This is a genomic window from uncultured Bacteroides sp., assembly GCF_947632445.1.
In the GTDB taxonomy this organism is placed as follows: Bacteria; Bacteroidota; Bacteroidia; order Bacteroidales; family Bacteroidaceae; genus Bacteroides.
Genome location: NZ_CANRPM010000001.1, coordinates 16074 through 42620, shown reverse-complemented (window position 1 = coordinate 42620; position 26547 = coordinate 16074). Strand labels below are relative to the sequence as shown.

General features: G+C 45.6%; 20 protein-coding genes and 1 pseudogene. 8 read left to right on the top strand and 13 right to left on the bottom strand.

Translation table 11 applies throughout. The features are described from left to right. Positions 1-555: 555 nt before the first annotated feature. From Q0Z70_RS00175 to Q0Z70_RS00160, 4 genes and pseudogenes are all read left to right on the top strand, one after another. Positions 556-1098 (top strand): annotated as a pseudogene (locus Q0Z70_RS00175) (DUF3575 domain-containing protein); the annotation flags it as partial. Beyond that, positions 1095-2021 (top strand): DUF5119 domain-containing protein, encoded by a 927-nt coding sequence (locus Q0Z70_RS00170; RefSeq protein WP_298071488.1) that lies wholly within the window; start codon positions 1095-1097, stop codon positions 2019-2021. The pseudogene Q0Z70_RS00175 and the gene Q0Z70_RS00170, both read left to right, overlap by 4 nt. Positions 2022-2073: 52 nt before the next feature. After that, a complete protein-coding gene (locus Q0Z70_RS00165; protein ID WP_298071486.1) occupies positions 2074-3096 on the top strand; it encodes a fimbrillin family protein in 1023 nt (340 codons plus the stop codon). 88 nt (positions 3097-3184) lie between these two features. Next, positions 3185-5992 (top strand): fimbrillin family protein, encoded by a 2808-nt coding sequence (locus tag Q0Z70_RS00160; protein WP_298071485.1) that lies wholly within the window; start codon positions 3185-3187, stop codon positions 5990-5992. 321 nt (positions 5993-6313) lie between these two features. Here Q0Z70_RS00160 and Q0Z70_RS00155 read toward each other — a convergent pair whose 3' ends face one another. Then, positions 6314-6976: a polysaccharide deacetylase family protein gene (locus Q0Z70_RS00155; protein ID WP_298071483.1), complete on the bottom strand. Its 663-nt coding sequence runs from the start codon at positions 6974-6976 to the stop codon at positions 6314-6316. 95 nt (positions 6977-7071) lie between these two features. Further along, positions 7072-10497 carry a DUF2723 domain-containing protein gene (locus tag Q0Z70_RS00150; RefSeq protein ID WP_298071481.1) on the bottom strand — a complete coding sequence of 1142 codons (3426 nt, stop codon included), beginning with the start codon at positions 10495-10497 and terminating at the stop codon, positions 7072-7074. A 197-nt stretch (positions 10498-10694) separates the two neighbouring features. Between Q0Z70_RS00150 and Q0Z70_RS00145 the strand changes: the two genes are divergently transcribed. After that, positions 10695-11531, top strand: a complete 837-nt coding sequence (locus tag Q0Z70_RS00145; RefSeq protein WP_298071479.1) for an SGNH/GDSL hydrolase family protein — start codon at positions 10695-10697, stop codon at positions 11529-11531. Between the two features lie 2 nt (positions 11532-11533). Here Q0Z70_RS00145 and Q0Z70_RS00140 read toward each other — a convergent pair whose 3' ends face one another. Beyond that, on the bottom strand, positions 11534-12301 hold the full coding sequence (locus Q0Z70_RS00140) for a metal ABC transporter ATP-binding protein (protein ID WP_298071477.1): 768 nt from the start codon (positions 12299-12301) through the stop codon (positions 11534-11536). Between the two features lie 51 nt (positions 12302-12352). Next, positions 12353-13252, bottom strand: a complete 900-nt coding sequence (locus tag Q0Z70_RS00135) for a zinc ABC transporter substrate-binding protein (RefSeq protein ID WP_298071475.1) — start codon at positions 13250-13252, stop codon at positions 12353-12355. Between the two features lie 811 nt (positions 13253-14063). Between Q0Z70_RS00135 and Q0Z70_RS00130 the strand changes: the two genes are divergently transcribed. The 3 genes from Q0Z70_RS00130 to Q0Z70_RS00120 are packed head-to-tail and all read left to right on the top strand — an operon-like array spanning position 14064 to position 15120. Further along, the gene (locus tag Q0Z70_RS00130) at positions 14064-14366 is read left to right on the top strand and encodes a helix-turn-helix transcriptional regulator (protein WP_298071473.1); all 303 of its coding nucleotides are present in this window, start codon (positions 14064-14066) and stop codon (positions 14364-14366) included. 9 nt (positions 14367-14375) lie between these two features. Next, positions 14376-14912 carry an ORF6N domain-containing protein gene (locus tag Q0Z70_RS00125; RefSeq protein WP_298071471.1) on the top strand — a complete coding sequence of 179 codons (537 nt, stop codon included), beginning with the start codon at positions 14376-14378 and terminating at the stop codon, positions 14910-14912. A 37-nt stretch (positions 14913-14949) separates the two neighbouring features. After that, complete coding sequence (locus Q0Z70_RS00120) at positions 14950-15120, top strand: hypothetical protein (protein WP_298071469.1); 171 nt, start codon at positions 14950-14952, stop codon at positions 15118-15120. Positions 15121-15803: 683 nt separating this feature from the next. On the opposite strand, the gene Q0Z70_RS00115 is transcribed toward Q0Z70_RS00120, so the two are convergent. The 9 genes from Q0Z70_RS00115 to Q0Z70_RS00075 are packed head-to-tail and all read right to left on the bottom strand — an operon-like array spanning position 15804 to position 26544. After that, positions 15804-16361, bottom strand: a complete 558-nt coding sequence (locus tag Q0Z70_RS00115; protein WP_298071467.1) for an HAD hydrolase-like protein — start codon at positions 16359-16361, stop codon at positions 15804-15806. Between the two features lie 10 nt (positions 16362-16371). Beyond that, a complete protein-coding gene (locus Q0Z70_RS00110; protein WP_298071465.1) occupies positions 16372-17061 on the bottom strand; it encodes a hypothetical protein in 690 nt (229 codons plus the stop codon). Between the two features lie 18 nt (positions 17062-17079). Further along, positions 17080-17955 carry a hypothetical protein gene (locus tag Q0Z70_RS00105; protein WP_298071463.1) on the bottom strand — a complete coding sequence of 292 codons (876 nt, stop codon included), beginning with the start codon at positions 17953-17955 and terminating at the stop codon, positions 17080-17082. A gap of 10 nt (positions 17956-17965) precedes the next feature. Then, the gene (locus tag Q0Z70_RS00100; protein WP_298071461.1) at positions 17966-18751 is read right to left on the bottom strand and encodes a hypothetical protein; all 786 of its coding nucleotides are present in this window, start codon (positions 18749-18751) and stop codon (positions 17966-17968) included. Positions 18752-18781: 30 nt separating this feature from the next. Beyond that, on the bottom strand, positions 18782-21535 hold the full coding sequence (locus Q0Z70_RS00095; RefSeq protein ID WP_298071459.1) for an outer membrane beta-barrel protein: 2754 nt from the start codon (positions 21533-21535) through the stop codon (positions 18782-18784). A gap of 11 nt (positions 21536-21546) precedes the next feature. Next, positions 21547-22419 (bottom strand): DMT family transporter, encoded by an 873-nt coding sequence (locus Q0Z70_RS00090; protein WP_298071457.1) that lies wholly within the window; start codon positions 22417-22419, stop codon positions 21547-21549. Positions 22420-22428: 9 nt separating this feature from the next. Then, a complete protein-coding gene (locus Q0Z70_RS00085) occupies positions 22429-23046 on the bottom strand; it encodes a hypothetical protein (RefSeq protein ID WP_298071455.1) in 618 nt (205 codons plus the stop codon). Between the two features lie 7 nt (positions 23047-23053). Next, positions 23054-25135 carry a methyltransferase domain-containing protein gene (locus Q0Z70_RS00080; RefSeq protein ID WP_298071453.1) on the bottom strand — a complete coding sequence of 694 codons (2082 nt, stop codon included), beginning with the start codon at positions 25133-25135 and terminating at the stop codon, positions 23054-23056. Continuing rightward, entirely contained in the window at positions 25132-26544 is a 1413-nt protein-coding gene (locus tag Q0Z70_RS00075) for a radical SAM protein (protein ID WP_298071451.1), read from the bottom strand. The genes Q0Z70_RS00080 and Q0Z70_RS00075 overlap by 4 nt, the downstream gene beginning before the upstream one ends. Positions 26545-26547: the final 3 nt, after the last annotated feature.

The window sequence follows — 26547 nt, the reverse complement described above, 5'->3', positions numbered from 1 at the left end:
GTCAGGCAGTCATTCCCCGCATTCTCAAATAGTTTCTATCCTTTTGTGATAGGGAAAGCATTGTTTTCTTGCGGGGAAAACATTGCCGGACAGGGAATAATACGTTATATTCCTTTTATATTCCAATGCAGGAAGTATCTATAATCCAGTGATTTGTGATTCGGGGGGGGGTGATTTTAAGATTTTTTTCCCCTTCTTTTGCTTGACAAATGAATATATTACTATATATTTGCACGTCCGTTTTATTTACTTTTAGAGAGAATGCAAACGGGACGGATTCATGACTTTATACCGGGAGCAAGCGGATATAAGAACAAAATTAAGTAAAATAAAACAATCGCGAATATGAAAATAGAAAAATTGATATGGTTCCTATTTTTGCTCTGCGAGTGTTATACCGGCTATGGACAGGAGCGTAAATTCGCCGATGCGTTGAATTTACAGGGGCATTCCAGACAAGGCTACTCGCTCTTCGAACCTACGCTGAGCGAAAACGGCGTCCGTCTGGAGATGCGTGATACGGTTCGTACTTCCGATGTTGCGGTTCCGTCTGGTAAACCTATCTATATGGCACTGAAAACCAATTTGCTATACGACGCAGCACTCGTTCCGAATATCGGAGCGGAGTTCTATGTGGGGCGCGGGTGGTCTGTCGGTGGCTCATGGATGTACGCGTGGTGGAGTAGCGACAGGCGGCATCGCTATTGGCGGATTTACGGTGGGGAGCTGAACCTTCGCAGATATTTCGGGCACCGGGTCGCAGAAAAGCCGTTTGCCGGACACCACCTCGGTCTTTACGGCCAAATGTTGACCTATGACTTTGAAACGGGCGGTACGGGCTATCAGTCGAAATTGAGTTACGGCGGCGGTATCGAGTACGGTTATTCGCTGCCTGTGGGTCGGCGTTTGAATCTGGATTTCAGCGTGGGTGTGGGTTATCTTGGCGGAGAGTACAAGAAATACGACCCCGAAGACGGCTGCTATGTCTGGAAAGAGACGCGACAACGGCATTGGTTCGGCCCCACGAAGGCGGAAGTGTCGCTGGTATGGCTGCTCGACCTCAGAAACTTCAATGACAAGAAAGGAGGCAAGCGATGAAAAAACCGTTCATCTATCTGTTTGCAGCGCTTGTATTCGCTTCGTGCGAACATAAAGAGTTGTGCTACAACCACTCGCATACGATCGACATAGAGGTTGTTTTCGATTGGACGCAAGCCCCGGAAGCTTCTCCGGCCTCGATGTCTCTCTATCTGTTCCCGGAGGCCGGGGTTCCGATCCGCAATGAATTTACAGAGCCTGCGGGCGGTGAAATCCGCGCCACAAACGGCCGTTACGATGCCTTGTGTTTGAACAGCGATACGAAAGTCATCGAATACCGCAATACGGAAAAATGGGAAACATTCGAAATCACGACGGCGACCACAACGCTGATACCGGAGTTCTCCGGGCTGGGAGTCCGCTCCGAAGGGGCCCCTATGGCGCCGGGTGCGGAGAACGAGCGTATCGCTGCGGCCCCTGAAATGATTTGGTACGACTGCCGTGCGGGAGTTCCCCTGTCGATCGAGGAACATCGGCTGACGCTTTATCCCTCGGCGGCGGTGGGCCGTTGCACGGTGGAGATCCGTAATGCCGCGAACCTCGCTCATGTCAAGGGTTTGAGCGCCTCTCTTTCGGGCATGGCGGGCGGTTTCCTTGTCGGTGCAGGCATTGCCTCCGCCGAACGTGTAACGATTCCTTTCGAAATGGCGAAGAGTTCCGAAACCACCCTTGCCGGCTCGGTGCAGACTTTCGGCCACTGCCCCTCAGAGCAGACCACGCACACGCTGATTGTCTATGCCGTATTGGCGGACGGCAGCAAATGGTATTACACCTATGACGTGACGGATCAAATCCATTCGGCCCCCGATCAGCGGGACATCCGCATTCTGCTGGACGGGTTGCCTCTGCCGGAGCCGAATCCCGCCGGATTTCAACCTTCGGTGGAGAATTGGCAAGCTGTGGACGTAGATATAGAAATGTAATTCGCTCTTGTTAGACGAAACAGACAAATTATTCATTACATTATATTATATTATGAAAAAGTTTTTATTATTTCTCGTAGCAGCGACAAGCGTCGCCTGCTCGCAGGACGAAACGACCGATGCCGTCGGCAAAGGTCTGCCAATCGACTTCCGGGCCGCAGTGGGAACGAGGGCCATGGAAATTACGAATGATAAGATCAGTGAGATTGCCGTTACGGCGATCGGCGAGGCGGGTGTAAATTATTTCGACAATGTGAAGTTCTCCAAGAGTGGCAGTTACTTTACTTCCGAGTACCCTTACTACTGGCCGTCGGACGGCAGTACGCTGAGTTTCTATGCCTATGCTCCCACGCCGCTCACAGGTATCGAAGGCGGGTCGGTGACTATTAAGTCCGACAACAAAACGGTGGATTATACGCCGGATAGTGACATTTCGTTGCAAGAAGACTTCATCACGGCTACGGCCACAGGTAACAAAACTGCCAACGAGGCGACGAGTGTGACACTGGCATTCGGACACCGGTTGTCTCAAATCGAGGTCAAGGCCAAGAACTCCAATACTTCCAATGTGTATAAGGTGCAGGGCGTTCGTATCGCGTGGCCCGTGTCAACGGCGACGTTCGATTTCGATAAGTGCACTTGGGTTCTGGGCGTAGACAAAATCACCTATGAAGTGACCTACGCGGGAAGCGAGAAGACACTCGGCAGCGAGGCTGTCTCAATCATGGGAGCAGACGACAACGCGATGCTCATTCCTCAGAAGCTCACGGCTTGGGATCCGAGCAGCGATAAAACGAACTCAAGTAAGGGAGCGTATTTGTCCGTATTGATCAATATTACGGGGGCTTTTGAATATCCCCCTTCCGGTGGTTATGGCTGGGCAGCCGTACCCATCGACACGAATTGGGAAGCGGGCAAGAAATACATCTATACGCTGGACTTCTCGGGCGGTGCCGGCAAGGTCGATCCTACGCTTCCAGGTGGCGGAGAAGACATTATGGGCAGTCCGATCAAGTTCTCCGTTACGGTCGATGCGTGGCAGCCTGTCGAACCTTCGAGTGATATAAATATGTAAACGTCACTCCGGGGCATCGCTCCCGGAAGATTTACCCGGCGGGGTTGAATGTCCCCGTCCGGGTGCAAAGAATATCGAAAATACGTGTATGATGAAAAAGAAGAACCTGTTTCACAGAATATACCGCCTCGGAACGTTGTGTATGCTTTCCGGTGTGCTTGTGTTTGCTGCTTGTACCGACGATTTGACAGCAGAACTGCCGGCGGACGGTACGGCGCTCCGTTTCAATATAGGGTTGTCCGGTACTTGGGCACCGGGTGTCTCCGCGCTTTCGGCAGGGTCGGCTGCGGAACGTTCCGACACGCTCGCGGAACACTCTGACACGCTCGCGGGGCACTGCCCGGAGGTCTATATCCTGCGGGGGCCGACTCCGGCCGATACGCTGTTCCTGCACGCTGCGGTCACCGACAGCATCGCTCCGAATGCAAAGACCGACCAACCGCAGACGCGTGCCGTACCTGTCGGGACGGATTCTTTTTACGATTCGTTCGGGGCACTGGCCTATGTTTATACCGATACATGGAACGAGACATTGACGCCGGACTATATGTATAACGTCGAAATCACCCAAACTTCGGGCTGGACGGCGACGGGCTACGACTGGCCCGGAGAGGGAAAGAAGATCCGCTTCTTCGCCTATGCGCCCTATAATGCCGAAGGGGTGGAGCTTTCGGAGAAACAGACCGGAGGAGCACCGAAAATCACCTATACGACTCCTGCGAAAGTCGAAGACCAAAAGGATTTGCTTGTCGCTTCCACCGAGATGGACGGTGCATTCGCATCGGATAAAACCGCGTCGCTCACGTTCGGACACGCGCTTACGGCGGTGAAATTCACTGTCGGCGACAAAATGCTGGCAGGGCGTATTACGAAAATCACGCTCAAGAATGTGTACAGTCATGCCGTCTATGACATGGGAAAGAAGGAGTGGAGCGATTTGAAAACCAAGACCAAATTTGAGCAGACCTTCAAAGATAAAGAGGTGGACGGCACGCCCGACGCGGAGATTACAACTGAAGAGGAGACTTTCATGATGATACCCCAGACGCTCGAAACTGCAAGCGTCGAGGTGGAATATACCGACAACCGGAGCAGTACGAAACGAACGCTCAAGACCCCCACCCTCAAGACGGTGTGGCCCGCCGGCGGTACCGTTACCTACCGCATATCCACGACCAGCATAGCTACATCGACGATTGAGGTAACGCCGTCGCTGAAGTTTACTTATGAGGGAGGTACGAAAACGTGCACGGTGACCAGCACCGCAAACTTTACCAGGCGCGCACCATACCCCACACTGAAAGTGCCGTTGTCATGGACTGCGGAGTTCGTCGAGGACGATGGCGCGGGCGGTTACCACACGATCGAACAGCCTGCTTGGATCTCGACATTCACCCCAGACCCAGAAAATAAAAAGATTACGGTTGCGGTGGCGGCCCAGACAGCAGAGAGAACGCATAACCAGGTATTGCAGGCGGCGACGCCTGTGGGTAGTGACACCGAGCCCTACGATCTCTCGACAAACGGGGGAACGACAAGCATGAATACGGCCAACTGTTACGTCATCAACGCGCCGGGGTACTACTCCCTGCCGCTGGTCTATGGCAACGCTATGAAAGGCGGCAGAAAGAACTCTTCGGCATATACCGGCTCGTCGTCAAGCACATCTATGCTTACAACATTCATCAACCACACCGGAAGCCCGATTAGCGACCCGTATATCTACAATAATACGGATTGCAGTCCCGATAATGCCATATTGGTTTGGCAGGACCGCCAGAATTTGGTGACGAATGTAGCACTGTCTTCCGATAGACATAGTTTGGTTTTCGAGGTTCCGGCGACAAGCATCGGACAGGGAAATGCGGTCGTAGCGGTAAGAAACAGCGACAATCAAATCATGTGGAGCTGGCATATCTGGGTTACGGATTATAAGTTAGGGGCTGATTTGGAAACAGTAACTGCCAAATACATGTACAACGGCCGCTCCAAAACCAAAGACTTCTCCATGTTGCCTGTCAATCTCGGCTGGTGCTACCGCGACGATGCGATGTTTTACGAAGAGCGCAGCGCGAAGGTGCGCTTCACGCAGGCGGAAACAAAAGCCGAGCAAATTATCGAAATCACCCAGACGCCGTGGACCGATCATACCGGCGGCAATTCGCCTTATTATCAATGGGGACGCAAAGACCCTGTGCTGCCTTGGAGCGGGACAGACGTAATAACGGATATGGAAGCATACAACCAAGGTGAGTCAGGTAGTCCTGCCTATACAAATAAGACATGGTATGACGCTTCGGGGAACACACACGGCCCTTCGACGCAGTTTGACTATGGAGCACAACAGCAGGGGGTTACCTGTGAATCTGGGGACTATAATGCTAAGGCTATTGCCAAAAATATTTTGTATCCCGGAACGTTTTGCTGCGATCGAATGGATAATTGTTATTCTAATCTGTGGTCCGTCGGAATCTCGAATTTAAATGAGGGGAGCATAAATATCACCGTGGAGACCTCTACAAAAACCGTTTACGACCCTTGTCCGGTAGGTTACCAGGTTCCGCTCGTTTTTGCGTTCCGATTTTTCGAGTCCACCGATGAGAAGATCCTTGGCACGTGGGACAGTAAGGAGAGAGGTTGGTATTTTGATTGTCATGATGAAGGCAAGGTATTCTTTCCCGCTTCGGGATGGCGCGATGGCTTGAACTCAACGCATGTCAAATTGGCATGGGTCGGCAACTCAGGTAAATATTGGTCGGCAACTCCTAACAGCTCGCTATCGGGCCACATCTTGGATATCAACTCCTCGGGGGACCCCTCTTCGGGGAAGTATATGGTGAAAACAAGTCAATCTATGCGTGAAGATGGCTGTTTAGTGCGTCCCTTCAAAGAATAGATGTGAAACGGCGATTCGATGGATTCTGATTTCCGCCGCACAGCGAACAGGTTGTTATAGCGAGTGTATTCTGGTCTTTTCTATCCGTTTCGGCATCCGTTCTGACACAGTGCTTTGTCAGGGTGCGACACAGTGCTTTGTGAGGGTGTGATAAAGCACTGTATGGGGAGGCCAGGAAGCACTGTATGAGAGGGTCAGGAAGCACGGTGTCAGGCAGCCACTTCCCGTATTCTCAAATGGCTTCGACCCATTTGGGACAAGGAAAGCATGGTTTTCTTGCGGGGAAAACATGGCTTTCTTTGAAGAAAGGCATCGTTCTGCTTACAGCAGCTTGAACGCATACCCTTCCTCCTCCAGGAAGTTGAGGGCACGGGGAAGGGCGTATTGCAGGTTGCCGTTGTCCCACGACTTGAAGGAATCGTGGAAGGTGATGATGGAGCCGTTGCGGGCGTAGCGCATGACGTTGGCCAGTACCTGCGGGCCGCGCAGCTTCTTGCTATAGTCGCGGGTGACGAGATCCCACATGACGATTTTGTATTTATGCTTCAGCAGCATGTATTGGGCCCATCCTATATGGCCGTGAGGCGGACGGAACAGGAGCGGATGGAGGGCTTTGTCGGTGGTTTCGGGATCGCAGATGGAGAGCATGAAGTCGTGTGCCTCTTCCGTATTCTCCAGATAGCTGTAGGAGGTGAAATATTTCCGGCTGAAGCCTCGGATGTGGTTGAAGGTGTGGTTGCCGATGCGGTGGCCGCACTCTACGACCAGGCGGAACACTTCGGGGTATTTTCGTATATTGTCGCCCACCATGAAAAAGGTGGCTTTGATGTTGTGTCGGTCTAACAAATCGAGCACCCAGGGAGTCACCATAGGAATGGGACCGTCGTCGAAAGTCAGGTAGACGGCTTTCTCGTCGGGGTTCATCCGCCACAGCGCGCTGGGGTAAAGCTTTCGGAACAGTTCGGGAGGTTGTTCGATAAACATGTGGATAACGGTTAGGGGTTAACGGTCGACGGTCAGTGGCGGGCGGCTTTCCGAATGGAGTTCCGACGGTGTGCCACTGACTGCCGACCGTTCATTTACCTTTTCAATCTGTTTGCATACATCTCATACAGTTCTTCCAGCTTGGCGCGATAGGTCTCGGCAAGCGGCGATTTGTATTGCTCCATCTTCTTGACTTCTTCGCTGAGGAGTGTCCAGTGGTACTCGAACTCGCGGAGAGAAATCATGAAGCGGCCTTCGTCGAGGCTTAGGTACCAGGTCATGTATTCCACAGCCTTGTCGGCAAGGGCTTGGGCGATGCGGTCTCCTTTCTCCGTTTCGCCCATCTTGTACCAGGCTTCGGCCATCTGGAGGGAGCCGTTCTGCCAGTCGTAGGGTACGTTCCCGGCCGGAATCATCTTCTCGGCATACTCTAATGCAGCCCGTGCCTTGTCGTTCTTGCCTTCGGTCAGGAGCTGTCCGATGAGCTGTGCAAAGATACGGCGGTGCGAATAGCACATGCGCATGGCATTCTCGTCGATGTAGATGCCGGGTTTGTCGATGCCTCCGAACTTGAACTTGTTCATCAGGTTGTCGTACATCTTTTCGCTGTCTATCTTCACGCCGGTCTTGTTCGTGTCGAAGGGAGTGAAGCGGTAGGCCAAACCTTCCTGGATGAAGTAGTTGTCCAGGCCGAGCTGGTTCTCCTGCCCTACGCTGACGGCGATGTAGATGGGGCGCTCCCAGTTGGCTTCGGCCAGCATTTCGAGCATCATCAGTTCGTTCTTGTAGAGGGCCCGCTTGGGGTGGTAGTTGCCCTGCGAGTCTTTGGTGCGGAGCTTAATGGGCATATAGTCGGGGATGGAGTCGCCCGGCAGCAGCATGCCGCTGCGGCGTACAGCTTCCTTGTCTATCTTGATGACCATGCTGTCCGTAGGGATCACCTGCAACTCCTTGTTCTTGTTGCGTACCCAGTGCTTCAGGATGTTCTTCAGTTCGTAGGGATTCTCGCCAAATTCCTTCTGCACGTTGACCTTGGCTTCGGGGTTGCCTGCAAGGGCTTCCTTCTCGGCCTGTGCATAGAGGGCATCTATGCTCTTCTTGTATTCGGGCTGGACGGTGATGTATTCATTGGTTCCCTCGACGTAGTCCATACGATCCCACGTAATGGGAAGCGACGGCGAGTCGTAGGCCGGGCGCTTCATCTGGTCAATGTACCAGTCTGTTTGCAAGTACGAGAGGTTGCAGGTACGGGCGTCGGTGCGGAAGCCTTCAGTCTCCTGGTTGTACCACAGGGGGAAGGTGTCGTTGTCGCCGTTGGTGTAGATAATGGGGTTGCCGCTCTCCTGGAGAGACATCAGGTAGTTCTGGCCGAAGTCGCGGGCCATGTAACGGTCGCTGCGGTCGTGGTCGTCCCAGGTCTGGCTGGCCATCTGGATAGGGATGAGGAGGCAGACGACAGAAACAAGGAGGGCAACGGCCGGCGAGGTTTTCAGTTCGGACACTTCATCTTTGTACGCTGTTTCGGCCTGGGAAGCAGCTTTGCCCTGCATCCGTTTGTTAAGTAGCTGTACCAGTCCGGCTACCCCCATGCCGATCCAGATGGCAAAGGCATAGAACGAGCCGGCGTAGGCATAGTCGCGCTCACGCGGCTGGCTGGGCGTCTGGTTCAGGTAGAGCACGATGGCGATACCGGTCATAAAGAACAGGAAGAAGACAACCCAGAATTGCTGGATGCCTTTCTGTCCGCGATAGGCCTGCCACAGCAGACCGATGATGCCGAGCAACAGGGGCAGAGCGTAGAACACGTTGTGTCCCTTGTTCTCTTTCAGTTCGGTGGGGAGCAGGGTCTGGTCGCCTATGAGTAGGTTGTCGATGAAGTCGAAGCCGGTAATCCAGTTGCCGTGCTCTATCTCGCCGCTACCCTGGATGTCGTTCTGACGGCCCACGAAGTTCCACATGAAGTAACGCCAGTACATCCAGTTCAGCTGGTAGGAGAAGAAGAACTTGATGTTTTCCCACTGGGTAGGCATCTTCACCATAATCATTTCGCCGCACTGGTCGTAGGGCACCTCGTGACCCTTGATGTCCTGCCAGGCTTCATACTGCTGGGCGTGCAGACTGCTGTACATGCGCGGGAAGAGCATGTTCTGTGCATACTCGTACTCGATGCGTCCGGGTATTTCGATGTAGCTGTCTTTTTCATCGGGAGTGGCTTTCTCTTTACGGATGAACTTGGTGCCGCTGTCCGAAATGCGCGGCTGGCAGTAGCCGTCTTTCACGTCAAGAGCTACCTTCGAGGTGTAGGCGGGGCCGTAGAACAAGGGGCGTGTGCCGTACTGCTCGCGGCCCAAGTATTCGCCCAGTGTGAAGATGTCTTCGGGTGAGTTCTGATCCATCGGCGTGTTGGCGGTGGAGCGGATGACGATGAGGGCATACGACGAGTAGCCGATGACCATCATCATGGTGCACAGCAGGGCCGTGTTCAGTGTGCGTGCACTGACGCGGTATTTCTCTTTCAGGCGGCCTTGCGTCTTCGGATTGAGGTAGAACCACAGCAGAGCGATGACGATGATGCCGATGACTACGGCGCCTGCCCCGTGTCCGTAGAACGGGATGCCCAGCATGGCGATGGTTAAGATGAACGAAAGGGCCATGCGCAGCTTGGCTTTCTCCGTGTAGCTTTCATATACACCCCAGACGAGGCAGGCAGCCAGCAGAATGATGTAGACGATGACGCCTGTGTTGAACGGCATGCCCAGCGTGTTGACTAACAGCAGTTCGAACCAGCCGCCTACCTTTACGATACCCGGCACGATGCCATAGAGCACTACGGCTACCAGCACGGCAGAACCCGCGAGTGCCAGCAGCGAACCGCGAACGTTGGCATTGGGCACTTTCTTATAGTAATAGACCAGCACGATGGCGGGCAGGCAGAGCAAGTTCAGCAGGTGGACGCCGATGCTGAGGCCTGTCAGGTAGGCTATCAGGATGAGCCAGCGGTCGGAGTGAGGCTGGTCGGCTACGTCTTCCCACTTCAGGATGAGCCAGAACACGATGGCGGTGAACAGCGACGAGAACGCATATACCTCGCCTTCGACGGCCGAGAACCAGAATGTATCGCTGAACGTGTAGGCCAGTGCGCCTACTACGCCGCTACCCATGATGGTGATCATCTGTCCGCTGGTGATGCGGTTTTCGTCTTTCACCACGAGCTTGCGTACTAAGTGCGTGATGCTCCAGAAAAGGAACAGGATGCAGGCGCCGCTCATCAGGGCACTCATGTAGTTCACCATCCGTGCCACTTCCGAAGGGGCGGAGGCAAAGAGTGAGAAGAAGTTGGCCACGAGCATGAAGAACGGTGCGCCGGGCGGATGTCCCACTTCTAATTTATAACCGGTGGTGATAAATTCCGGGCAGTCCCAGAAACTGGCGGTCGGCTCGATAGTCAGGCAGTAGACCGTAGCCGCGATGAGGAAAATAATCCAACCTGTCAGGTTGTTGACGAACTTGTACTGTTTCATACAGTTGTGTAGATATAACGTTATAATCTGCGGGTTTTTATAAAAACGGGACAAAGATAAGCATTTCATATTTAAATGCGTGCCGGCGAGGCCGATTATTAGGATAGGTTAAAGATTGAAATTTATCGTTTTCTTTTGCCGTTGCTCTCACCTTTTACTACTTTTGTGACAGATAATCAGATAAAACGAAGAAAACCATGAACAGAAAAATCAGTGCATGCCTGCTGGCAGCCCTGCTGCTGGCGGCCGAGGCTTCGCCGGCAGTGCAGCTTGCCGGAGAGGAACAGGAAACAGAAGTGGTGAAGAACCAATGGAAAGGGAAAAGAGTGGCCTTCCTGGGCGACTCCATCACGGATAAGCAACACCTGGGCACCACGAAGTGTTATTGGGAATATCTGGCCGAGTTGCTGGGGTTAGAGGCCTTCTCGTATGGAATCAACGGCAACCAGATGGACGGCTTGCTGGCGCAGGCCGAACGCCTGTACCGGGAGCAGGCCGACGATGTGGACGCTATCATCATCTTCGGCGGGACGAACGACTACAATGGCGGCGTGCCCTTAGGTGAATGGTATGAGGAAGTGTGGCGTAATGTCCCCCTGCCCGACGGTAAGGTGGGCAGCCGCCGCTACCGCAAGCCGGCGATGGATGCGGAGACCTTTCGCGGACGCATCAACCGCCTGATGGACTACCTGAAGACGCACTTCCCCACGAAGCAGATTATTGTGCTGACACCGCTTCACCGAGGCTTCGCACAGTTCAGCGCCGGGAACGTGCAGCCCGAAGAGGCTTATCCTAATCGGATCGGGATTTATGTGGACGAATACGTACAGGCGCTGAAGGAGGCGGGCAATGTGTGGGCCGTGCCGGTTATCGACCTGAACAGTATCAGCGGCCTCTACCCCATGAACGACGCGCAAGTGGGTTATTTTCATCGTGCGGACACCGACCGCCTGCATCCCAATGCCGAGGGACACCGGCGCATGGCTTTAGCCTTGATGTATCAGTTGCTGGCTTTCCCGGCTTCGTTCGATTGAGCTTAGTCGTGGCAGTGCTTGCCCAGGATGCGGTGGGGTAAATTGCCATGACCCAGCAACTCGATGGGGCAGTTGAAGTTCTGCTCCAACCATTCGCTCGTAATGCCCGTGTCGGGATGGTAGTGGAGGGTTTCGTTGACGCAGGCGATGGACTTCACCTGCTGGAGAACGGTGCCGATGTCGTGGCTGACAAGAATGATGGTGCAATTGCGGTTGATTTCGGTCAGTAGCTCGTAGAGACGGGCTTCGAAGCGGCGGTCCAGATAGGTGGAGGGTTCGTCTAAGATGACCACTTCGGGGTCGGAGATGATAGCGCGTCCTAACAGGGCGCATTGCAGTTGTCCGCCGCTCAGGGTGCCGATGGCCTTCTGCTCCAATCCCTTGAGGCCCATGCGGTCGATGACGCGGGCGGCACGCCGGCGTTCGTCAGCGGTGAAACGTGTACTGAGGCCCTTGCAACTGCTCAGACCGGAGAGAATGACCTCTTGAACGGTGATGGGAAACTTGCGGTCGATACTGGCATACTGGGGCAGGTAACCGATGGTAAGCGGTGCGTGTCCGTTCGCAGGGCGTTGCGGATGGAAGGTGATGCTGCCGCTCTGGGGTTTCAGCAGGCCGAGAATGCACTTGATGAGCGTGGTCTTACCGCCTCCGTTAGGGCCGATGATGCCTAAGAAGTCGCGGTCGTAGACGGTGAGGTCGACGTCGCGCAGGACGGTGCGGTTGTCGTAGCCGGCGCTGAGGTGCTGTATTTCGATAAGTGGCTGCATGAGGGTTGTAGGTTTTGTTGATGATCCGTGTCGTCCGCGTATCAATTACTTTCAATTCTTCATGATCAATTCTTTAACCGTTTTCAGCATCTCTGCCTCCCAGTCGTAGGTCAGGGGGTTGATTTCCACCACACGGATGCCCGTCTGTCCGGCGATGAGCTCGGCGTTGCGGCGGTCAAACTCTGGCTGCACGAAGATGACGTGGATGTTTTCTTCGCGGCAGGCGGTGATGAGTTCTTTCAGATGGGCGGGCGATGGTTCCTTGCCTTCGTCTTCGATGGAAAACTGGAGCAGGCCGTAGTCGCGGGCAAAGTAGCTGAGAGAGGGATGGTAGATTATGAAGGCGTGGTCGGCTCCGGGTTGGGCAAGCATCTGACGACAGAGACTGTCGGTACGGTCAATGACGGTGCAGAGGCTGTCGTAGCGTGCCAGATAGTCATCGCAGTGCTTGTTGTCAAGTGAACACAAGGCTTTGAAAATATTGGTCGCGATGATACGGGCGTTGACGGGAGAACTCCAGATGTGTGGTTCGGGGCCGTGATGGGAATGCCTGCCTTTGGCGTGCGGTTCCTCCTCGGACAACCTGTCCGGGAAGATGAGGTCGATGCCGCGCGAAGTGTTGAATATTTGCAGGTGTGGGGCGGTATTCGTCAGCTTGTCCATCCACGCTTGCTCGAATCCGATGAAGCCGATACGCAGGTAGGCCGTACTCTGCGAGAGCGACATCAGCTGGGCGGGCGTGGGGTCGTAAGTTTCGGGACTGCTTCCTTTGGGTACCATGCTGACCACGTCGAAGCGGTCGCCGGCGATGGCTTCGGTGAAGTAGCGCAGGGGTTCGATGGTGACGGTAATGACCGGTTTGTCATCTGGAGTATCTGTTTTTTTTTCTCCTCCCGGTTTGCAGGCGGCGAGCAGGAGGACGAGCATCCATATCGTATGTATTCTTTTCATCTTCTGTTAATTTTATTTGGGAAACGCACAAAGATACGAAGAATATGTTAATTAACAATAAAGTTCCGGCATATTTTATGGGGCATTACCTCTTATAAATCGTCAGATGCCGATTGCCGTTCTATGGATAAATTCCACATCGAGTGTAAAATAAATCATTCAATCTCCCTCCCTCATCCTGTTCAATCACCTTTTCCACGCATCTCAATTGCTCCTTGGGGAATGTTTCAAACATAGAGGAGGTATGTTTCAATCATTCGACCCTTATGTTTGAAACATAAGACCCTTGGGGTTAAAAGCTGCTTCTTGGGAAGAAGAAAAGATTAACAATTCTCTTTATCCGGTGTATTTGCAAGTTCTTTTATATCAAAAACTTGCATCTTAAACGGTAGAAAAGTGGCGACGTAGATTCTGGAGAAAACAAGAAAGACGAAGATTTAACATATTTATCTTTCTTAAAGGCAACTTGAATTCAACAAGCAAGAACATAATTCCTTTTTATCGATTTAAAAGTATTGATTTTGTAGAAATATTAATATACTGATAATCAACTATTATACAGGCGTAAATAGCTTATGAGCAATAAATTCGCAACAAATAATTGGAAAAATGTTGTCCTTGATAATAAAACAAGGGGATTAGCAGATTGAAAATTTATTCCTACTGAGGGATAAGGGATAAATGGCCGTTTCCCTGAATCTTTGATTTAGGTTTGGTATTGCGTTGTTTTTACGGAAATACAACCCGAAAGTTGTGTGATCTCGAATATTTGCATTACCTTTGCGCCCGATAAGACAATATAATCATTCCAATGAATGCAGTGACAGATAAAATGCCTTGCGAGACTTTGGAAATCGATCCGCAGGCTGTCAAGACAGGACAGGATAAAAAAGATTGGACGCAATACTCGCAATGGATAGCCGAGGTCATGTCCAAACGGATATCGGAACTTGGCATGACGCAAAAGATGCTTGCCGAGAAAATGAGCTGTACCCAGCAATATATATCCAAAATGTTGAACGGGAAAAAGAATATGTCGCTGGAAACCATTTGTAAGATAGAAAACGCATTGGGTATCGAGATTATCAAAGGTCTGAACGAAAACGAGCAATAAAGCAGGACGATGGCGAAAAAAAGGAAAAAGACAGAGGTCAAAGCAAGTAAGGAGGTCGCAAATTGCGACCAGTTACCTATGGCAGTGGAACAACAACTATCCGAGCGGGAAGATATTGCCCGACTTATCTTGAATATAAGAGGGATGCAAGTAATGGTTGACCGTGATTTGGCTGTTCTATATGGTGTTGAAACCAAACGTCTTAATGAGCAAGTCCGACGTAACATTGAACGTTTTCCTGAACGCTTCCGCTTTCAACTGACAAAAGAAGAAACAGATAAGCTGGTCGCAATTTGCGACCACCTCAAACCGTTAAAGTATTCCAAAGTCACGCCCTATGTCTTTACAGAACAAGGCATATCCATGCTTTCGACAGTCCTTCACAACCCAACGGCCATAGCTGTCAGCATCAAGATTATGGATGCTTTTGTTTCTATGCGCCGTTTTATTGCCACCAACGCACAACTTTTCCAACGGCTTGAAACAATTGAATATCACCAACTGGAGATGAAACAGCATCAGGAAGTGACAGGACAAACGTATTGACGAAGTTTTCAAACGTCTGGATGCAGGTATTCCTCCGATGCAGGGCATATTCTATGACGGGCAGGTGTTTGACGCTTATCGTTTCGTGTCCGATCTGATACGGAAAGCAAAAAAATCCGTTGTGCTGATTGACAACTATGTGGATGACTCCGTACTTACGTTGCTTGATAAAAGAGAGGAAGGTGTATCTTCCATTATCTACACGTAGCGTGTCAGCAACCAGTTCCAACTGGATGTTGACCGTCACAACGTCCAATATCCGCCTATCGAAATAAAGCGATTCAACGAGGCGCATGACCGTTTCCTACTCATAGACGAAGAAGTGTACCACATAGGGGCTTCAATTAAAGATTTGGGCAAAAAGTGGTTCGGTTTCACACTTATGCGAGACATCACGGCAACAGAACTCATCAATAAAATAAGGGATTGACTATTCTATTACAACAGGTTATCACATAGACTTCATTTTGACGCTTAGTTCATTACGCCATCACGTTGCTCTATGATTTAAAAATTTCGATAGGCTAATGTGCTTAGTATAAAAATGGTATATTCTACCTACTTAACAGGGCATCAACAACCGTTCCTTCTCTGACCGCAGTTGTTACGCTCAATATAGAAAAATCAAATATCAATGATGTGAGAATAGCAAGAATAACCATGGACACATCAAATTTAATCTTTGTTTTCCAGAATTGCAGATTCCATCTTTTGCATGTATAGTAAACAAAAGCTTCTGCACTCATCATGAATACATTAGCACCCACCTGTAATCTTTGCTGATTTAGGAATACTATCCTTTATTCCTAATTTTAAACTTGAAGGTATCTTTCCCAAATCAATATTACACCATGACTTTCGAATATCTGATTGTTTAATCTTCATAACTTGTTAATTTATTTTATAATATTCAACATTTAGGAGTTTTGCCACATTCGCATCAATCTCGTCGTTGCCACAAAAGAAGAGGCAATGTGTTGGCAAAATTTTAAGGTATGACATATAAAAGACTATATTATCATATTTTGATGTAAAAGTATCATTACGCCCAACTATACCCATAAATGAATAAGAAGGGAATAAGACAGAACATATCTTTTCTGCAATCTCCTGTTTCTTATTAGTCAGCACGATTATACCTAATCCTCTTTGCTTTGCATCCTCTAAAAGGTGTCTGGTTTTTTCTATTACAGTCACTCCCTCAAGGCAGTCATCAAAGTGCATTTTGTCAAAAATGGATTTGAATGACGCCATAGATATTCTACCGTTCATTGTTTCCACCGCAAACGAGAACAACTCATTTAGGCCTTTATGGCGATATTCCTCAAATTGGGAATTTGTACATACAGAACTACCAAAATGAGCCAAAGTCTTGTTTACATTCCGACAGATACAATCAAAGGAATCTATCAGTGTCCCATCCAAATCAAAGATTGCATATTCTTTCATTTTTTGCTATCTATTTGTTGAAGTTGAACAGAATCTTTATGGTTTTACGCTGCTCTGCATTGCCGTCCTTTTCGTTTGCTCCGAAAGGTTGTGGACGAGTTTCTGCACTCCTGTTGGAATATCCTTGTCCTGCAAATTCACCAGTTCTTATCATATCCGCATCTGGTTGTGACAGCAATGTGATATTATAATTACCATCAATGACATAATCATTGGGAATAATTACACTATATGACAGCAACCCGTTTGACGGATTGATAGAAACTTCATAACCTTCATGGATCGAAACAGGATGTAATCCGTTTTTTTCTACTGTAACTTGCGCTTTGTTTAAAGCCGCAACCAGAGGCCGCATATCAGGGCGTTTTTCTCTCTCACCTTGAATCGTCGCTTTTACCTCTCCCGGATGATGGGCAATTTTATCGCCGACATTCTTTGCGGATGGAAACGTGATCACCGTTGTATCTGTTTTTACTCCATATAAATGTAGTTGAAAACCCTGCATGAGCAATGTTCTGAGTGCAACAGGATCTGAAGTTTCCAATGTCAATTGAATGCCATCATCAGCATCAGAACGGTTCAATGTAATTTCTCCTCTATCCTCAAAAGGCACAGAGCATTTACTTATATTGCTTGAAGTAGAACATGCTGTTATAACACATATCAACACCAATAATATACTTGTATTCGTTTTCATCATTCAATACCAACTTTAAAATTATCTTCCTCCAAGCCTAAACAGTAAAGTCGCCGATAGAGACCAAGAATGAGTATTAAAGAACGTGGAATGCCCTCCGTCATTTACCGTATATTTATTACTACCTCCAAGTGGATATTCTCCATCAATTTTTATTGCATTACCATTTTTAAAACCAAAAGATATTCCACCTGTAATGGATAAGTTCACTTTATCCCTTGACAAATCGACTGAAGAATTCTCATCTCCATGATACTCAGATGCGTTAATGATTGGAAAATGTCCTTTCAAACCCAAAATGATGTTGTGCATCTTTATATAATCAGCTTCTTCACGTACCCAGATTTTCCAAAATGGTATTTTAAAACCAACAGCAACATTCGTGCTTAATTGGTTAACCGTCCAATCCCATTTATCTTCTCCTTGTGTTACTTCGGTATAATAAACGCCCCACCAAGGGTCATAATAGGTGTTATCATAATCCTCACCAGAAGTAAAAAGCCAAACGGTGTTATATTGTAGCCCTAATCCAACATATGCTTGTATTTTCTGATAATTTCCTAAAAACCAACGGAAATCAAGTGGCATTATAAACTTGACTTTGGTCTCATTGTCTGCAGATTCAAGAGTATTGACGGAAGAACCTATAAATGATAATTGCCATTCAAAAGCATATCCGTCCGTTACATTGTTGTGATAAAGATAGGTCAAACCTCCATTTCCATCTACATAATGAGACTTGTCTGTAAGTTTTTGCAAGGCAGGTGGGTTGCTCGTAAATGCAACACCTCCAAGCAATCCCAACATGTGCGCTTTGTTTTTGTCTTGCGCCATCATTGGCAACGTCATTACCATGAATAATGTCGTTACAAGAATTGGTCTTAATACTGTTTTCATGGTATAAATTTTAATCATTTAATGAGCATATTTCAGAGAATGAAAAGACTATCCATTCTTCAATGTCTTTCATTAATAATCTTCGCATATCTTCCGAGTCTGGTATTTGTTTATTTCCATTCGTTTGTTGTTGTCTATCAGTTTGTTTATGCCCAAACTCAGGATTTTCTCCGAATCCGGGTCCTCCTTCACCTTGCCTCCCTCCCTGCGAATAAAGTCCTATACGCCATTTGTCTGAAAGTTTCTTTTCTTTCAACATCTTTTCAACAGGAATAAGCACTGTGTATATAAGAGAAGCACTCGTTTCATTTAGGTTTATTACAAAATTTCCGCTATCAATGAAAGTACTCTTTCCATTTATATCAAGTATTGCACCGTATTTAGAAAGGGAATTAATCAATGGTTTTATATCAGGACGTTGCACTTTCGCATCGTCCCGACTTGCCCTTTGTGGTTCCATCATCTGCATTTGCTCTTTGACATCATTAGCAGAAGGAAGAATAACAGAATACTTTTCTTTTTTTCTACCTGTAGGGTCTATATAGAATGTCAAACCTTGCATTAGCAACCGCATTTGTATTGCCGGATGCAGGATTTTGAACTGAACCAATAAAGATTCTCCATCAGAACATAACAGGATGTTGCAGCCTTCGTACACAACCTCTTTAGACCAGCATCTGGAATTCTTTTTGATGAATGTCTGTAATGTTGATAGAGAATCCTTTTGAACTTCTGACCTTACCACTTGAGGCAAGAAAAATGTCAAAATAAAAAGAATAGTAAATATCTTTTTCATAATCAATTATTTTTTCTATTATCTATTTTTTTATGTATTAAAGTTATACGTAAATGTCAACATTGCATGCCTTCCAATCACATTCGCTGTAGATTTTCGTCTAAATAGTTCGTTGGTTTGTTGCGTAAAACAATTGTTTTGATTTAGAATGTCATCACATGACAAACGTAGTTCACCCTGTTTGCCCTTCATAAACTTATAAGCTAATGCCATGTTCCACATTACAGCATTCATTTCATTTGTTCCTAATCCGTAATATCCGGTACGTCCACATTCTATTACGACTTTGAGAGGGGAACAAAACTGCCAATTCAGCTGACCACCAAAAGATAAAGTCCAATAGTTTACCTTTAATAGAGGATGGGCATCGTTCTTGTCATTTAGATACTGTAAATTACAATCTAAAACAAAATCCACTTGCTTGCTGATATTGCTACCTATAGTCAGCGAGCTGTTCCAATTTATTTGTTTATTATATGATTTTTCCGTTTCCCAATATCCAGGAATATGGCTGTAACGCAACAACGTGGAGATATTTACATTGGATTTTATTGGCTTAAACGGGAAACCATACGCAACAAGAGAACTTGCGGAATAATACCCATCTTCGTTGATATATGAAAGCATCTGACTTTTTGATTCAGCCGCCCCCAAAGCCCCACCAGCTATTGAACGTTTGTTTGCTATATAGTTATGGATTGTTTCTGTATTTACAAAAAATACAAATATTCCACCGTTATTCTTACTGGGAATAAGCAGACGAACTGTTGCAGAATGGGTATATGACGGTTTCAGTTTTATGTTTCCACGGATAGAGAGCGTTGGATTTGTATTGTTGATAGCATCTTGCAATTGTTGCATACTTGGAAATGTCTGCTCCGTCTTATATTGAAAGTGAAGCTGACAATCTCGTTCACCCCATTGGTGCCTAATATGCAGAAATGGAAGTATTGAATTAGTTTCCACTGAATTGGACGTAATATCATTTATGCTGTACATACGATAAGCATGATACTCCGCACCCCCAACTATTTGAGTATGCCTACGGTTATATAAAAAAGACAGACCGGATAGGAAACCTCCATAATCAGATGAGGTTTTTCCACTTAAAACAGAATCGACAGACATGATATTGGTCAGAGAATCCAAACGATTGGTTGCTCTTTTTATTTCGCGATAAGTTACACTCCATCCTGCATCGGTTTTCAAGCGGATGTAACGACCAAAGGGATGGATATAAGAGAGAACGGCTGCCAAACCAGAAGACTTGTTATTAGACCATGTTTGTTGCTTTGATTCAGTGTTGCTTTGTACATTGTTTAACCATAGTTCAAGGTCTTCTTCTGTATTTTCATATGAATACTTGATGTTTGCACTAAGAGAACCTCCCATACTGGGAAAACGGTGTATGTACATCAACTCATTATTTGTATTTATTGCTTCCTGATTAGTGTATTGCTCCTGTGACATCAGGTCGTTTATATCAAGTGTCGTATGATCTTCTTCTGATATATGTAACAGTGAAGATTCATTTTGATGTTGATAAAGCAATGACGGACGTAGCATCAAGTGGTCGTTATGGCTTAAATCCCAATCTATCTTTGTGTTAAAACGGTGGTTTGTGTTGTCCGTGTGAACATTCTGTTTTTGAAGATTGGCATTTGCACCCTCATTAAAGTAATCGTCACGAATGTCATAATCTGTTTTATTCAAGGCATTATTGAATAGATAATGTCCTGAAAAAGAGATCTCTTTCCTTTTGCCCCATATGTCAGAGAAGTTACTCCCAATGGCATGGGATGTTGTTTCACCGGATGAATATCCTCCAACCATTAAATCGGAAACATCATTGGATGTTGCCGGATGAAAAGTATTGTCACTCGTACTTTTACTATATGGAGATTGTTGTGGGGCTGTATTCATTGCTGTTCCTGAAGTGGACAGAAGATCTATAATTGAGAAGTTTTGTTCACTCGTGTTGTTATCTTGAGCAAAAACAGACAATTGTCTGTCGCCTCGGAACCAGTTCAACATTCCGTATAGTTTATAATAATCATCAAGTCCATATCCAGCGTATGCCTTGCCAAACAAGTTATCTGATATACCTTTTTGTGTCACAATATTTATTGTTTTTCTCCTTGTTCCATCATCGAATCCTGTTAGCCTTGAATAATCCGACATTTGGTCAAATAACTGAATTTCATTAATAATGTCTGCCGGCAAATTTTTTAATGACAATGTAATATCACTTTTGAAATACTCCCTACCATCAATCAGGATCTCTTTCACAGTTTCTCCATGAGCTTCCAGCTTACCATCCCTTATACCTATACCGGGAAGTTTCTGTGTTATCAGGTCGTATGCTGTTGCATCATGATTTACTTTGTAGGCATTGGCAAAATATACAGTTGTATCGTTTTGTTGTTTTACTCTTTGGACATCTGTCGTTACAACCACCTCATCCAATGCGTTGGATTTAGGCATAAGAGAGAAATTTTCTGTAACAGCTTTATTACATATTACCAATCGGGATTGAGACCTATAGCTAATATGCGAGACCTTCAGTATCATACGGGTGTCATAAGGCATTTTTATATGATATTCTCCCAAGGAATCAGTAATTGCGCTATATGTTTTACCATTAAAATTTCCAGACAAAGCCACATCTGAAATAGGTTGCAATGTTTCTGCATCAGTTACCGTCCCGTGCATAACATATTCTTGTGCTTTTGTAGAAAGAATGACAAGTGTCAAAAAGGATATGATAAGATATAGCTGTTTCATATTCGTCTGTTTTACTCGCCATTAATAATAATGAACAGTCCTGTTAAGGTTATCATTGTTCCAATTACTTCTTGTTTTGTAATCTTCTCCTTATTAATCAAATATGCAAACAAGAGGACAAATACGGGTTCTGTAGTACCCAATACGGAAACTAATGATACAGAGATCAGTTTTATAGCAATCGTTGATAACAGGAAGCCTCCATAGGTTATTACAAAAACATTGAGAATGAATAAAGCTAAAAGTCGTTTATCCCTCAAAGGCTTTATCCATGAGGGCAGTTGCTTTCCCATTACACCGAATCCAAGCGTGAAAACCGTACCGAAAGCCATCCTGTAAAATGTAGCCGTTACAACTTCAACATCAGCGATAGCCTTTTTTACCATGATTGCGGAAACAGAGAAACACAGAATTGACAATAGCCCGCATATGATCCCACGTATTTTATTCGGATGGTTTTCCTGTTTTCCCCAAATGACAACGACAATGCCCGTCAACAAAATTATGGCACCAATGTATTGTTCGAGAGATAACAATTCATCTAATAGAAGGAGTGAAAATATCATAGTGAATATCTGTCCTAATAGAAAAAATATCACCTGAACTTTGGCTCCAAGATCCTGCAAAGACTTAAAAAAAAGAGAATCTCCGACTGATATGCCAATAATACCGCTTAGGGCAAGAAAAGAAAATTCCCATATTCCAATGTCATGCAGTCCTCCCGTAAATATCAACAAAGCAATCATTAGTATAATACTGAATATGCCTTTCAGAAAAGTTATACCAACGTATGGCACAACTTTCCCGATTCTGTCAAACACCACAGTGGCAAAAGCCCATGATGCTGCAGAGAGCAAAGCAACGATTATACCAAGATACATCATAACAAACGATTAAAAAGCATATCCGATACCAACGGTTACAAGTGGTATTTCTTTCCACATATAAGTTGCACCACATTGAAGATGCAAATGTTTCCAGCAATTTATACACAATCCCAACTCTACAGGTACAGTATTGTAGATGAAAGTCTTCTTAGTGCTTGAACTCGTCGTTGTGGAAGTATCTTCATCTGCCGGGCTGCCAAAGTCAGCAAGAAAGCCCCAACTTACTTGCGTATAAAATCCAATGGAATGGTTAAAATAATGAATCCATCCCATTCCAATCTTTCCTCCATATACATCATCTGTATTCATTGATCCAAACAATTCTGCTTCTTCCTCATTTGAAGGTATTTGTTGCTTGGGTAGAAATTTTCTCCATGCGTTTTTGGTATTTACCGGATAACCAACACCTATTCCAAAATATAGAAAATTTGCATAATGTTCAAAATCAGAAACATTCCATCCTACATTGACTTCATAGAAAAGTTGTGACCATTTGCCCATGATCAATGTGCTTTCATCGTCATCATCCCACCGGGCACTTCCATCAAACATTTGGGCATTTGCTGGATTTGAGATAAAAAGAGACGTAATGAATAATCCTAATATAATAACCTTTTGTTTCATATACGTTTTAATTTGACCGTTTAAATTTTAGCATATAACGTTGAGGGATTATCTGATAATAGTCAACAAGATGAAGTCCGTAGAACCTTAATTGATATTCTATTAATTCCCGGGATATGTATGGGCCGTGATATGGCAATGTGTCATCATCTACAGGACCATTATCGACAATAATCAGTTCTCCATTGGGCTTTAGCAGTTTTACTAAACTCTGAAGGTATTTATCCCTATCTGCATCTGAATTTACACCGTATAAGACATGGTATAAAGAACACATAAACATCTTATCTACTTGTTCTGGAAGTTCAATGGCATTATCCATTCCTTTGATGACAGATACATTTTTAATACATTCATTATTTAGATACTCATTAAGGGTGTTGATATGCTCATCCTTTATTTCTATGGCATATACTTTACCTTTCTCGCCTACCAATCGTGAAAATTTGTCAGTAAAGAAACCTGAGCCACAGCCAATATCTGCAATTGTTTCTCCATCCACTATATTCAAATGGGCTATTAAAGAATCCGTATGTTCCCATTGTGGGCGACGAGGATTTAATGCAAGAATATAATCCTCTAAATAAGAACGGTGTGTTCGTCCCACTTCCCCGCTTTTTTCCAAAATAGAGTCAGACATCATTCTTATGGAATCATTCCCTAATTTGTATTTATGAAGAAGATAATACCGTATGACTTTGCAACTATCATCTGTCAGTTTATGGTAGAAGCTTCTTGCCAATCTATCTTCCAACATCTGTTTACGGGTTTCTGTATCCGCTTTTTTAACCTCACAAAGCCATTGTAAGGCTGAATATTCTCCTCCAAAATTTTCTGTGGGCAGCAGTTCTTTGTATTTTTCAATGGCAATATCGGCCAGTTCTGTTTGTTCGTTACCCATAAAGTCATAAACATACTGGGCGGCATCAACACCACGATCTGTAATGTCATAAGAATCGAGACTTCCTATGTGGATAACAGATTTCTGACTTTGTATATTTAGAATTGGATTAGAAGTTGCAGCTTTTACTGTTATATTAGGAATATAATTGTCATTGTGACGGAATACAAGCATATATCTTTGTTCTGATAAACAAATATCAGATATAGGCTCAAATCCCCAATATCCTAATTGAGCTTCAACAAGTCTTGGATTGACATGGCAGTTATTAAGTTCCCGTCCGTTCTGGGCTACATTGTCAACAATCACGATATACCCACCTTGCTTTAACCGTTTTTTGATTGACTTTAGAAATGAGCTACGTTCATCTTCCCGTGACCACGTATATAAAATATGATAGAGTGAACTCATAAAAATCACATCTACGCTGTCATTAACAGACAAGTCATTGCTGGTAGATGTTATCGGATGGATATTTTTTATGTTGTTCCTCTTTAACAATCTGGCAAAATAATCTACATAAGATGCTTCCGTATCAGTCGAATAGACAGTCCCCGTTTTACCAACGATATTACTGAATCTCCAAGAATTATACCCAAATCCGCAGCCGACATCAACAATCTTGTCACCCTTATGCAAAGGTATATTTTTGAGAACTTCATCGGTTTTATCCCATTGTTCACGATTCGGGTCATTGAACATCAACATGTCTTCATAAAAAGTCCGTTGTTGAATATACTCTTTCACACTTCGTGGACGATAGTTATTCAATTCATATTTCAATACCAAATAATCTTTCAAATGACTGCAAGCATCATTCATGAAATACGAATATAAATCTTCTGTAAGGACATCCCGTTTTTCTATTTTTACATTTGACAAATCACACAGATAACGTGAAAGCAGATAATCCAAAGAGCTATAAGCTTTGTCTTTAGTAAAGTTTGCATCCGCTTTTTTATGCCATTGATCTCTCACATACGCAATAGAATCGACATTATTATTATCCAAAGCACCTAATAATGTATATGCAAGTGCAATATCCGTACTATCTGTAGGATGTGGATCCATCCCCACTCTTACAAGAGAGGATGGATCTTTAATCTCAATTTGATACTGTGCCTTTGCCTGTTGTATCATCAATGCCATTACCAATATGCAAATTGGAAGTATTTTTACAGTTTTCATTGGTTATATGGATTAAGACACCCTGTCCTGAAATCTTCTGGTGGGAAAGATTGGTGTTGATTCTCATAAAATACATGAACTATCTCATCCGAATAGAATGCCCCTTTAGGGGTAAGTTCTATCTTCTTGTCCGTTTCACTAATGAAATCGTATTTTTTCAATAGTTCGAATTTGTCAGCAAAAACAGATCCTATATCAACCTTATTGATTTTCTTGAATAAAGCTTTGTCGATAAAATAATTCTTCAATGGAAGTATTATAGACCATCGTATTTGCTGTTCCGATGAGCGTAACAATCCTCTGTTTACAGCCAAATATCCTTTAGCAACACGCTTATAATAGTCTTCAAAATCGGGAGTGTTGATAAGGAAACGGTCATTCAGACTACTAAATGCTGATATACCAAAACCAACTTCGTCACGCAGACGGCAACATTGATTATAAGCATATATAGAAATATTCTTCTTGCTTTTTGTGAATACTCTACGCAAGTTCTCTGTATATCCGTGGTCTGCTAAAATGAGATTGGATATTTCCTTCATTCTGATAGTATCTTCCACAGAAATCAATTCCTCATTGTGGTAGGCAGAGAATTTCTTTATTGTCCCTTCTTGATCGCCGTAAGGTTCGATTTTCAAACGGTAAAGCTGAATTTCGTCAGCCTCCAGTGTACAAGCCTCTTCTATAACATCAATCCAATTCTGCAAGGTTTCTCCAGGATGCCCATAAATAAACTCTATATTAACATTAAATCCCATCCGCAAGCAGTTGCTGATCGCCTCCTTTGCAACAGCGGCATTATGAGAACGATTCATCTTTTTCAATACATCATCATTCAATGATTGAACACCAATTGTCAAGCGGTCTCCTTTAAAATCTTTAATAATGCGCAGCCTTTCTAATCCGTCTTCTCCTACAAGAGTTGAAGGGTCAACGTCATAATTGAACTGAGGACATTTACTTATATCCACATATTTGCAAAAAAAAGTGAGGAAGCGTTTCAACTGAGACGGAGACAAATCCGTAGGTGTTCCTCCACCCATTAAAATAGAGCGTGATTTTATTCTGTTGAGTCCATGAAAAGCCAGCCAGTTTTGCATTTCCTTTTCAAGAGCAGTCAGATAAATGTCTTTCTCTGCATCAGAACAACGATAATGGGAAGGATAATGGCAGAACAAGCATCGACGATGGCAAAAGGGAATATGCACATACACATCAAACTCTCCTTTTACTGTTTCTGCATAGTCCTTATAAGCTTCCTCTTGGGTAAGAGGTTGATAATTTGTTATCGGAGGATAGTGAACTCCAGCAGGTGAGAAATCTCCATGCACAGGTATTAATCCCAATCCTTGAAACTCCTGAAATTCTTTCCAGCGAGTATCCGATAAAGATATATAGTCTTTTGCCATCGT

Bases quoted from the DNA above. Each gene is read 5' to 3' on its own strand.
- Q0Z70_RS00170 (WP_298071488.1), top strand. From the start codon at position 1,095: ATGAAAAAACCGTTCATCTATCTGTTTGCAGCGCTTGTATTCGCTTCG.
- Q0Z70_RS00165 (WP_298071486.1), top strand. From the start codon at position 2,074: ATGAAAAAGTTTTTATTATTTCTCGTAGCAGCGACAAGCGTCGCCTGC.
- Q0Z70_RS00160 (WP_298071485.1), top strand. From the start codon at position 3,185: ATGATGAAAAAGAAGAACCTGTTTCACAGAATATACCGCCTCGGAACG.
- Q0Z70_RS00155 (WP_298071483.1), bottom strand. From the start codon at position 6,976: ATGTTTATCGAACAACCTCCCGAACTGTTCCGAAAGCTTTACCCCAGC.
- Q0Z70_RS00150 (WP_298071481.1), bottom strand. From the start codon at position 10,497: ATGAAACAGTACAAGTTCGTCAACAACCTGACAGGTTGGATTATTTTC.
- Q0Z70_RS00145 (WP_298071479.1), top strand. From the start codon at position 10,695: ATGAACAGAAAAATCAGTGCATGCCTGCTGGCAGCCCTGCTGCTGGCG.
- Q0Z70_RS00140 (WP_298071477.1), bottom strand. From the start codon at position 12,301: ATGCAGCCACTTATCGAAATACAGCACCTCAGCGCCGGCTACGACAAC.
- Q0Z70_RS00135 (WP_298071475.1), bottom strand. From the start codon at position 13,252: ATGAAAAGAATACATACGATATGGATGCTCGTCCTCCTGCTCGCCGCC.
- Q0Z70_RS00130 (WP_298071473.1), top strand. From the start codon at position 14,064: ATGAATGCAGTGACAGATAAAATGCCTTGCGAGACTTTGGAAATCGAT.
- Q0Z70_RS00125 (WP_298071471.1), top strand. From the start codon at position 14,376: ATGGCGAAAAAAAGGAAAAAGACAGAGGTCAAAGCAAGTAAGGAGGTC.
- Q0Z70_RS00120 (WP_298071469.1), top strand. From the start codon at position 14,950: ATGCAGGGCATATTCTATGACGGGCAGGTGTTTGACGCTTATCGTTTC.
- Q0Z70_RS00115 (WP_298071467.1), bottom strand. From the start codon at position 16,361: ATGAAAGAATATGCAATCTTTGATTTGGATGGGACACTGATAGATTCC.
- Q0Z70_RS00110 (WP_298071465.1), bottom strand. From the start codon at position 17,061: ATGATGAAAACGAATACAAGTATATTATTGGTGTTGATATGTGTTATA.
- Q0Z70_RS00105 (WP_298071463.1), bottom strand. From the start codon at position 17,955: ATGAAAACAGTATTAAGACCAATTCTTGTAACGACATTATTCATGGTA.
- Q0Z70_RS00100 (WP_298071461.1), bottom strand. From the start codon at position 18,751: ATGAAAAAGATATTTACTATTCTTTTTATTTTGACATTTTTCTTGCCT.
- Q0Z70_RS00095 (WP_298071459.1), bottom strand. From the start codon at position 21,535: ATGAAACAGCTATATCTTATCATATCCTTTTTGACACTTGTCATTCTT.
- Q0Z70_RS00090 (WP_298071457.1), bottom strand. From the start codon at position 22,419: ATGATGTATCTTGGTATAATCGTTGCTTTGCTCTCTGCAGCATCATGG.
- Q0Z70_RS00085 (WP_298071455.1), bottom strand. From the start codon at position 23,046: ATGAAACAAAAGGTTATTATATTAGGATTATTCATTACGTCTCTTTTT.
- Q0Z70_RS00080 (WP_298071453.1), bottom strand. From the start codon at position 25,135: ATGAAAACTGTAAAAATACTTCCAATTTGCATATTGGTAATGGCATTG.
- Q0Z70_RS00075 (WP_298071451.1), bottom strand. From the start codon at position 26,544: ATGGCAAAAGACTATATATCTTTATCGGATACTCGCTGGAAAGAATTT.